The organism is Nonomuraea turkmeniaca (genome assembly GCF_005889735.1).
Classification (GTDB): Bacteria; Actinomycetota; Actinomycetes; order Streptosporangiales; family Streptosporangiaceae; genus Nonomuraea; species Nonomuraea turkmeniaca.
The window spans coordinates 1-9,023 of the sequence record NZ_VCKY01000337.1; the positions used below are offsets into that span (position 1 = coordinate 1).

The 9,023-nt window shown below is 72.5% G+C and carries 8 protein-coding genes; 5 read left to right on the plus strand and 3 right to left on the minus strand.

The window, feature by feature from the left end; genetic code table 11:
- The first annotated feature begins 154 nt into the window (after positions 1–154).
- The 3 genes from ETD86_RS50020 (at position 155) to ETD86_RS50030 (ending at position 3,626) form a co-directional block, all read left to right on the plus strand.
- Complete coding sequence (locus tag ETD86_RS50020) at positions 155–1,234, plus strand: sensor histidine kinase (protein ID WP_138673658.1); 1,080 nt, start codon at positions 155–157, stop codon at positions 1,232–1,234.
- On the plus strand, positions 1,231–1,899 hold the full coding sequence (locus ETD86_RS50025; protein ID WP_138673659.1) for a response regulator: 669 nt from the start codon (positions 1,231–1,233) through the stop codon (positions 1,897–1,899). Before ETD86_RS50020 ends, ETD86_RS50025 begins: the two co-directional genes overlap by 4 nt.
- A 212-nt stretch (positions 1,900–2,111) precedes the next feature.
- Entirely contained in the window at positions 2,112–3,626 is a 1,515-nt protein-coding gene (locus ETD86_RS50030; protein ID WP_170223731.1) for a serine/threonine-protein kinase, read from the plus strand.
- Between the two features lie 13 nt (positions 3,627–3,639).
- On the opposite strand, the gene ETD86_RS50035 is transcribed toward ETD86_RS50030, so the two are convergent.
- The 3 genes from ETD86_RS50035 to ETD86_RS50045 are packed head-to-tail and all read right to left on the minus strand — an operon-like array spanning position 3,640 to position 6,684.
- The gene (locus ETD86_RS50035; RefSeq protein WP_138673661.1) at positions 3,640–4,590 is read right to left on the minus strand and encodes an ABC transporter permease subunit; all 951 of its coding nucleotides are present in this window, start codon (positions 4,588–4,590) and stop codon (positions 3,640–3,642) included.
- On the minus strand, positions 4,577–5,548 hold the full coding sequence (locus tag ETD86_RS50040; protein ID WP_138673662.1) for an ABC transporter ATP-binding protein: 972 nt from the start codon (positions 5,546–5,548) through the stop codon (positions 4,577–4,579). The genes ETD86_RS50035 and ETD86_RS50040 overlap by 14 nt, the downstream gene beginning before the upstream one ends.
- Positions 5,545–6,684: a LolA family protein gene (locus tag ETD86_RS50045; RefSeq protein WP_138673663.1), complete on the minus strand. Its 1,140-nt coding sequence runs from the start codon at positions 6,682–6,684 to the stop codon at positions 5,545–5,547. The genes ETD86_RS50040 and ETD86_RS50045 overlap by 4 nt, the downstream gene beginning before the upstream one ends.
- Before the next feature lie 138 nt (positions 6,685–6,822).
- On the opposite strand from ETD86_RS50045, the gene ETD86_RS50050 reads away from it, so the two are divergent.
- Together ETD86_RS50050 and ETD86_RS50055 are read left to right on the plus strand one after the other, a co-directional pair.
- Positions 6,823–7,497 carry a response regulator transcription factor gene (locus tag ETD86_RS50050; RefSeq protein WP_138673664.1) on the plus strand — a complete coding sequence of 225 codons (675 nt, stop codon included), beginning with the start codon at positions 6,823–6,825 and terminating at the stop codon, positions 7,495–7,497.
- A complete protein-coding gene (locus ETD86_RS50055; RefSeq protein WP_138673665.1) occupies positions 7,490–8,836 on the plus strand; it encodes a sensor histidine kinase in 1,347 nt (448 codons plus the stop codon). The genes ETD86_RS50050 and ETD86_RS50055 overlap by 8 nt, the downstream gene beginning before the upstream one ends.
- Positions 8,837–9,023: the final 187 nt, after the last annotated feature.

The following is a 9,023-nucleotide window of genomic DNA, read 5'->3' on the forward strand; positions in this document are numbered from 1 at the left end:
GCCCTACGGGGCGCCTTCCGCAGATCGAGCTTCCAGGATGCCGGCCTTGCCGCCCTGCTGCTCGCCGGCGCGTGGGCGGGCATCGCGGCCGGCCAGGCCACGAGCGGCCTCGCCGGTGGGCGTTGCGCGACTAGGCTGAGCTCATGGCGCTTTCGTGCGGCCACGCTTACCCGCCTTCCCGTGGCGGCCGCGCGGCGCGGTGGCCGATGTGCTCGTGGCGCTGGCCGTCGCCGCCCTCATCGTCCTCTACCCCTTGGTCAGCCGCACCGACCTCACGCCGCTGTGGCCGTACGGCCATCTGCTGCTCGTCCTGGCGCCCGCGGTGCTGCTGCTGCGCAACCGGCAGCCGGTGCCCGTGCTGCTCACCGAGATGGCGCTGACCTCGCTCTACTTCGCGAACGGCTACCCCGAGGTCCCGATCTACGTGGCCTGCATCGTGGCGCTCTACACGGTCGCCGACCGTACGCATCCGCTGATCGCCGTGGCGTGCGGAGCCGTGGCGGTGGCGGGGGCCGCCTGGCAGGAGATCACGACGGCCATGCCGCCGGGCGACATCCTGATGATCACGGGCTGGCTGCTCATGGTGATCGCCTTCGGGACCGCGGCCCGCAGCCGCCGCGCGTACCTGGCGGTGGCGGAGCGGCGCGCGGTGATCGAGGAACGGCTGCGCATCGCCAGGGACGTGCACGACGCCGTGGGGCACGCGATGTCGCTGATCAACGTGCAGGCCGGGGCCGCGCTGCACCGCATCGCCGACCGGCCGGAGAAGGCGGAGGAGGCGCTGGCGGCCATCAAGCAGGCCAGCGCCCAGGCCCTGCGGGAGTTGCGGGCCACGGTCGGCGAGTTGCGGCACGACCCGGGGACCGGCGAGATCGGGCGGCTGGTGGGCAACGCCCGCCGGGCCGGGCTGGAGGTGCGGCTGCGCCAGCCCCAGGAGGTATGCCTGCCGCCCGAGGTGGATCTGGCGGCGTACCGGATCGTCCAGGAGGCGCTCACCAACACCGCACGGCACGCCGACGCCACCCACGTGAGTGTGGAGGTGGCCGTGGAGGGCGGCCTGCTGACGATCCTCGTCGAGGACGACGGGACGAACGGCACCCGTGCCGGCGCAGGCAGCGGCCTCACGGGCATGGCCGAGCGGGTGGCGGGGCTGGGCGGCACCCTGGAGTACGGCCCGCACGACGGCCGGGGCTTCCGCGTGCTGGCCCGGCTGCCCGTAGGAGCACGCCGATGATCAGCGTGCTGCTCGCCGACGACCAGCGGCTGGTGCGGGCCGGGTTCAGGCTCATGCTGGAGGGTGAGCCCGACCTGGCCGTGGTCGGTGAGGCCGGAAACGGCGAGGAGGCCGTGCGCCTGGCCCGCGCCGGCACGCCCGACGTGGTGCTCATGGACGTGCGCATGCCCGGCCTCGACGGCATCCAGGCCACCCGCCGGATCGTCGAAGACCCCGCGCTCGCCGGGGTGCGGGTGGTCATCCTCACGACGTTCGACATGGACGAGTACGTCTACGGCGCGCTCCGCGCGGGCGCCAGCGGCTTCCTGCTCAAGGACACCGAGCCGATGGAGCTGATCCACGCGGTCCGGGTGGCCGCCAGGGGCGACGCGCTCATCGCGCCGGCGATCACGCGGCGCCTGATCGCGGAGTTCGCCGGGCGGGTGACCAGGCCGGCGCCGGAGCTGACCGGGCTGACGGAGCGGGAGCGGGAGGTGCTCGGGGTGGTCGCGTCGGGTCTGTCGAACGAGGAGATCGCCGACCGGCTGGTGCTCAGCCCGGCCACGGTGAAGACGCACGTCAGCCGCATCCTGGCCAAGCTCGGCGCACGGGACAGGGCACAGCTGGTGGTGGTGGCGTACGAGTCGGGGTTGGTGACCCCGCGCTGGATCCACCGCGACCGCTAGCCGCGATCCCACGAACGACGAAATACCACTTCAGGCCGTTAAATCACTTCCCTTACTCACTTGGGAGTTACGACCGCCTTACCTCCAATACCCCTTATGTAAGACATGCGGAAAGCCCCCGCGGATCCGGTCACAGTGTGCTTTGCCGTGTCCAGATCCAAGGAGAGGCGAGGCCCCGGATGGCACGTGGGGAGAGCGGCATGCCACCTGGCGTGCGACCGCTTACGGTGGGCGACCCGGTCATCATCGGCCGATACCTGCTCCTGGGACGGCTCGGCACCGGCGGGATGGGAGTGGTGTATCTGGCCGAACACCCTCAGGGTGGCCTGGTCGCGCTCAAGACACCGCATGCGGTGCATCTCAACGATGCCACGTTACGAGCGCGCTTCGCTGAGGAAGTGGCATTCTCCCGCAGATTGCTGCCTTTCTGCACGGCGGCGGTGGTAGAGGACGGCACCGACAAGGACCGCCCGTACCTGGTCACCGAGTACATCCCCGGCCCCGCGCTCTCCCAGGTCGTCATGGCCAGGGGGCCGCTCACGCCCGACCTCGCCTACGGCGTGGCGCTCGGCGTCGCCGCCGCGCTGGTGGCGGTGCACGAGGCGGGGCTGGTGCACCGCGATCTCAAGCCCGGCAACGTGCTGCTGTCCACGCAGGGGCCGCGCGTCATCGACTTCGGCATCGCCCGCGATGTGGACACGCTGGCCGCGCACACGCAGGCCGGTCAGATCATGGGCAGTCCCGGCTGGGTGGCGCCGGAGCGGCTGACGGGCGGCGCCGCGCTGCCGGGGTCCGACGTGTTCGCGTGGGGGTGCCTCGTGGCGTTCGCCGCGTCCGGGCACCATCCGTTCGGCGGGGGTGAGCCGGACGTGCTGACCAGGCGCATCCTGTTCGACCCGCCGCGACTGGAGGGCGTGCCCGCCATGTTGCGGCCCGCGGTCGAGGCGGCGCTGGCCAAAGACCCCGGCGACCGGCCGAAGGCGGCCGACCTGCTGCGTGCGCTGCTGGCCGCCGGCGGGGTGGGCGATCCCTGGGATCTGCGGCAGGCCGTGGCGAGTGTGCTCGCGGAGATCTGGACCCCCGTGCCCTATCCGCCCGGCGGAGGCCGCGTACGTCTCGCGCCGCCGCCCGACGAGCCGGAGCCGGGCACCACGCCGCGGCGGAGAAACCGGGCGAAGGCGGGAGCTCATCTGTCCCACGCGACGTTCGCGGCGCTGGCCACCGTGTCGATCGCGGCCATCACGGTGATCGCGGCCTCCGGGGGCGACGGGACGACCATGGGAGGCGGCTCGCTGCTGCCCGACCCCGCGGTCGTCCAGCCACACGGCAGCGCCGACTCCACCGTCCGCCGGTCCGCCACCCCGACCGGCGGCCTGCCGCCCACGCGGGCGACCGTGGTCCCGGTCACGTCCACCCCCACGACCTTCGTCGCGCCCACCCGCACGCGGGACCCGCTCGCCGTGCTCAGCCCTTCCCCCGACAGACCCGGCAGGAAGGTCACCGCCCACCCTGAGAACACCAGCGGCCCCGGCGACCCGGGCGGCGCCGACCCCGGCCCGTGCGCGAGCCCGGCGGGGCGCGGACGCGGCAACGGGGCGGCCCGGCGGGAGTGCCCGCAGCCGTCCACCTCGATCAGCACGATCCCTCAGGAAGGGCCCGGCGAGTCGCCGGACCCCTCCGCGGCGGTCTCCACCACGCCGACGCAGACGGCGACCGGCTCGTCCTGAGCGGCGCGACCGGTCAGGACGTGATGTCCTTGCCGGAGAAGCGGGCCCACGCGATCGAGCCGAAGAGCATGATGTACGCGCCGAACGCCAGCAGCCCGTCCCGCAGGGCGGCCGTGTCGATCGGGCTGCGCAGGACCGCGTCGAAGTTGGTGAACCAGGTCGGCAGCAGGTACGGGGCGATCGGGGCGAGGTCCGGGATGGCCCGGAGCACCTGGCAGACGATGATGAACACCATGGTCCCGGCGATGGCCCCGATGGACACCTCGGTGAACGTCGACAACGCCACCGCGACGGCGGCCAGCGCGGCCATGCCGGCGCCGACGTACCCGACGGTGACGAGGATGCGCAGCAGCCCGTCCGCCATGGAGACGGTGGTCCCCGACAGCAGCGTCACGGACCCGCCGGGGAACAGGATCAGCCCGGTCAGCAGCGCCGACAGCGCCACCACCGCGGTGGCCGCGTAGGCGAAGACGACCGCGTTGAGGTACTTCACCGCCAGCAGCCGCGTGCGCCCGGCCGGCGCGGCGAGCAGGTAGCGCAGCGTCCCCGTGCCGGCCTCCCCCGCGATCGAGTCGCCCGCGACCACGCTGACGACCACCGGCATCAGCAGCAGCACGAGGAAGGAGAACGACAGGAACGTCAGCATGAGGCTGTTGCCCGCGACGTCCTGGATGAGACCGCTCATCTCGTCGTCGCCGCCGGAGCCGGCGGCGATCCAGAGCCCGATGCCGAGGACGATCGGCACGAGGGCGAGCACGGCCAGCAGCGCCAGGTTGCGCGGCCGCCGGAAGGTCAAGCCCAGCTCCGAGCCGAGCAGCCGCCAGAACGCCCACGTCCTTCTGGCAGGGGGCACAGGAGCGGAGATTTCCTCGGGCGGATGGCGTTCGGTGGTGCGCATGGTCTCCGCCACCGGGACCAGCCCCGGTGTACGGCGGATCCCCGTCTGGGTGTCAGCCGTCGACATCGAAGCCCTCCCCTGTCAGCCCGACGAACACGTCCTCGAGGCTCGGCCGCACGACCGCCAGCCCCCGTACGGCCACGCCGTCCCCCACCAGCGCGGCGTTGATCTTCTCCGGAGCGTGCCCGCCCAGCTCGGCGGTCACCGCCCCGTTGCCCGGCCGCACGTCGGCCAGGCCCAGCGTGCCGAGCGTGCGCGCGGCGTCGGCCACGTCCGGCGTCTCCACCTTGACGAGGGCGACCCGGCCGCTGCTCAGCGAGGCGATCGTGCCCTGCGCGACGAGTCTGCCGGTACGCATGATCGCCGCGTGCGTGCACATCTGCTCGATCTCGGCCAGCAGGTGGGAGGAGACGAAGACGGTGGTGCCGTCGGCGGCGATCTCCTTGACCAGCGTCCGCACCTCGCGGGTGCCCTGCGGGTCGAGCCCGTTGGTCGGCTCGTCCAGGATGAGCAGCTCGCGCGGCCCCAGCAGCGCGGCCGCGATGGCCAGACGCTGGCGCATGCCGAGCGAGTAGTTGCGGTACCGCTTACCCGCGGCGGCCGACAGCCCCACACGCTCGAGCGCGTCGGCCACGCGCCGCTTGGCGGTGGCGCGCTCCGCGGTCGGGTCGGCGGCGTCGAAGCGCATGAGGTTGGCCGCTCCCGACAGGTACGGGTAGAACGCCGGGCCCTCGACCAGCGCCCCCACCAGGGGCAGGGCGTGCGCGGCCGACAGGCCGAGCACGGAGTACGTCCCCGCCGTCGGCGCGACCAGGCCGAGCAGCATGCGGATCGTGGTGGTCTTGCCCGAGCCGTTGGGCCCGAGGAAGCCGAACACCGACCCGCGCGGCACGGCCAGGTCCAGCGCGTCCACAGCGATCTGGCCGCCGCGGAAGCGCTTGGTCAGCCCGTGCGTCACGATGGCGTCCCCCGAGGGCGGGGCCGCCCCGAAGGGCGCCCCCGCTTCCAGCGTGATGGCGGTCACTTGACGCCCGCCGCCTTGGTGAGCTCCTCGGGTGTGACCGCGCCGACCAGGAGGCGGCCGTCGTCGGTCAGCAGAGCGGTGACGAGCTTGGTCTTGATCAGCTTGCCCGAGCCCCACGTGCCGCTCACCGGGGTGGCGGACTTGAGCACGGTGTCCAGCATCGCGGCCCCGTTGGCCTCATCGGCTCCCTGCCCGGCCTGGGCCTGCAGGTCCGACAGCTTGAACGGCACGACCGCGACCCTCGACCAGCCTTCGCCGACCCACTTGACCTGGCCGGCCACGTCGGCGGCGTGCTCGGCGCGCTCCTCGGCCTTCTTGCCGAAGCCCTCCTCGCCGAGCGTGGCCTCTTCCACCTTCGCCCCTGCGGGCGGGGTGAAGGTGAAGTTCTCGGCTGCCGGCGGGGTGAACGTCACCTGCGTGAAGCCCACCTGGTACGCCGGCTCCGCCGACCCCTTGGCGAACAGCTGGACCTGGAGCGGCACGTACGTCTCGCCGTCGAGCGCGATGCGTACCTCCTGCACCAGCGAGCCCTCGTCCTTGGGCGTCAGCACGAGCTGGTAGGCCGGCCGGCCCGCCACCTCGGCGTTGTTGATCACCCGGACGGACGTGTGCTCGTCCACCCCTTCCAGCATCCGCTGGGCCGCCTGGGGCGGCGTCAGGTCGGTCGGCTGCGGCACGGGCGTCGTGTGTTTCTGCTCGCTGCCCTCCTTGATCGTCAACTTGGTCGCGGTGTTGGTGGCGCTGTCCCAGTACCAGGCCTGGTCGCCGTTCACGATCAGGTTGGTCTCGTTCAGCTGGGTCGGCATGGCCACCCGGAACTTCTGGTCGCCGCCGTACCAGACCTTCACCTCGTGCGAGCCGGACAGCAGGCTGAGCGGTGACGTCTGTCCGCCGGTCTGCGGCAGCGCGGGCAGGCCCAGCGACGCCGTCTGCTGCACGGTGCCGGACATCGGCGCGATGCCCTGCTGCTTGCTGGTGGCCGCCGCGGCGTCGGCGAGCAGTTGCTCGGCCGACCGCTCCGGCAGCACGGGATCGCCGCTCACCGCGGCGATGACGGGGCCTGCGCCGATCGCGGCTCCGATCACGGCCGCTGCCGCGATCGGGACTCCCCACCTCACGAACGTGCCTCTGCGCATCTCACTCCTTAACGGTATGTCGATGCTCAGAGCCTGCGTGATGCATCCTGTGGCAGACCTGAGACTGTCTGAGACGGCTCTCAGTCTTCTCAGCGTCGTCTCAGCGTCTTCTCAGGGCAGGAACGGGAGAATTGCCATATGAGAGTACTTGTCGTCGAGGACGAGCGGCGGATGGCCGCCGCGCTCCAGCGTGGGCTCCAGGCCGAGGGGTTCGCGGTGGATCTGGCCCACGACGGCGAGGAGGGGCTGCACGCGGCCAGGCAGGGCGACTACGACGTCGTGGTGCTGGACATCATGCTGCCCCGGTTGTCGGGCTACAACGTGTGCAAGCAGTTGCGCGCGGAGGAGAACTGGGTTCCGATCCTCATGTTGTCCGCCAAGGACGGCGAGTACGACATGGCCGACGGGCTCGACCTGGGGGCCGACGACTACCTGACCAAGCCGTTCTCGTACGTGGTGCTGGTGGCCAGGCTGCGGGCGCTGCTGCGGCGCGACGCGGGGCGGCGGCCGGCGGTGCTCATGGCCGGCGACCTGACGCTGGACCCGGCGCGGCGCAAGGTGGAGCGCGACGGGAGGTCGGTCGAGCTGACGCCCCGCGAGTTCGCGCTGCTGGAGTACCTGATGCGCCGGCGCGACGAGGTGGTGTCGAAGTCGGAGATCCTGGAGCACGTGTGGGACACCTTCGACACCGACCCGAACGTGGTCGAGGTGTACGTCGGCTACCTGCGCCGCAAGATCGACGCCCCGTTCGGCAGGAACGCGCTGCAGACCGTGCGCGGCGCCGGCTACCGGCTGGCGGGCGACGGTGGCTGACTCCCCGCTGGTGTGGTGGCGGCGTCAGGGGCTGCGGTTCAGGCTCACGGTCGCGGCCGCGGCGGTGCTCGCGCTCGCCCTCGCGCTGTCGGCGTCGGTGCTGCTCAGCGTGCTGGACCGAGCCCTGATGGCCACCGTGGACGAGAGCACCAGGCGGCAGGCGGACACGGTGCGCGTGGCCGCCGACGCCGGCACGCTGACCAGCCCGATCACCACGCACGACGGCACGCTCGTGCAGGTCATCGACGCGCAGGGCCGGATCACGCATGTCACGTACGGCACCGACAGGCTCGTGCCGCTGCTGGACGCCCAGGCCAGGGCGCGGGCACTGCGCGACGGGCAGGCGGCGCTGCTGGACGGGCGGCCGTACGCGATCCCCGGGTACCTGCGGGTGATCGTGCTCAGCGCGGACCGCGGGCAGACGGTGGTGGCGGCCCGGCCCATCACCGAGATCCAGACCAGCCTCGGCACGGCCGGGCGGGTCCTGCGGGTCGGCACGCCCGGGCTGGTCGTGCTGCTCGCCGTGGCCAGCTGGCTCATGATCGGCCGGACGCTGCGCCCGATCGCCGCGCTGCGCAAGAGCGCGGCGGACATCACGCACACCGCCCGGTCGCGGCGGCTGCCGGTGCCGCAGTCACGTGACGAGGTGCACTCGCTGGCCACCACGCTCAACGGCATGCTGGCCCGTCTCGAGGAGGCCGAGAAGCGCCAGCGGGCGCTGGTCTCCGACGCCGCTCATGAGCTGCGCAGCCCGCTCGCCAGCATCCGGCTGCAGCTGGAGGTGGCGCTCGGTCACCCCGACGGCCAGGACTGGCAGGAGACCGCCGAGGGCGTGCTCGAGGACACCATGCGGCTGTCCAGGCTGGCCGAGGACCTGCTGGCCCTGGCCCGCCTGGACGAGCGTGGCGGCGTGCCGGCCCGGCGTGAGCCGGTCGACCTCGACGAGGTGGTGCGGCAACTCGTCGACAGGTACGCCGAGGCCCGCCTGACCGTCTGCGACCCGGTCGTGGTCCGCGGCGATGCGCTCGACCTGAGCCGGGTGCTGACGAACCTCATGGACAACGCGGTCCGCCACACCGCCTCCAAGGTGGAGGTGGCGCTGACCGCCGACGGCGTGCTGACCGTGACCGACGACGGTCCCGGCATTCCTGAACAGGACCGGGAGCGGGTGTTCAACCGCTTCACCAGGCTCGACTCCGGGCGCAGCAGGGACGAGGGCGGCGCCGGGCTGGGGCTGGCGATCGTACGGGAGACCGTGCGGGCGCACGGCGGCACGGTCGCTCTGGAGGACGCCGCGCCTGGGCTGCGGGCCGTGGTGCGGCTTCCCGTGTCCCGCTGAGAGCGCCCGGCGTGCCCGCGTTCGGCATGCCGGACCTGAGCGAGATGCGGAGGATGTGCAACTGAGCGGGCGGCTCATATCGTGGGCGGCCCTCAGGGGCACGGCGTCGTCGCCGGGCCCCTCGGGCTCGGTTCTTCCGGGCCCAGATGCGTCAGTGCGGTACGGGGGCTGGCTCTTATACACATCT

Coding starts and splice junctions, on each gene's coding strand:
- ETD86_RS50045 (WP_138673663.1), bottom strand. CDS start 6,684: ATGCGCAGAGGCACGTTCGTGAGGTGGGGAGTCCCGATCGCGGCAGCG.
- ETD86_RS50050 (WP_138673664.1), top strand. CDS start 6,823: ATGAGAGTACTTGTCGTCGAGGACGAGCGGCGGATGGCCGCCGCGCTC.
- ETD86_RS50035 (WP_138673661.1), bottom strand. CDS start 4,590: ATGTCGACGGCTGACACCCAGACGGGGATCCGCCGTACACCGGGGCTG.
- ETD86_RS50025 (WP_138673659.1), top strand. CDS start 1,231: ATGATCAGCGTGCTGCTCGCCGACGACCAGCGGCTGGTGCGGGCCGGG.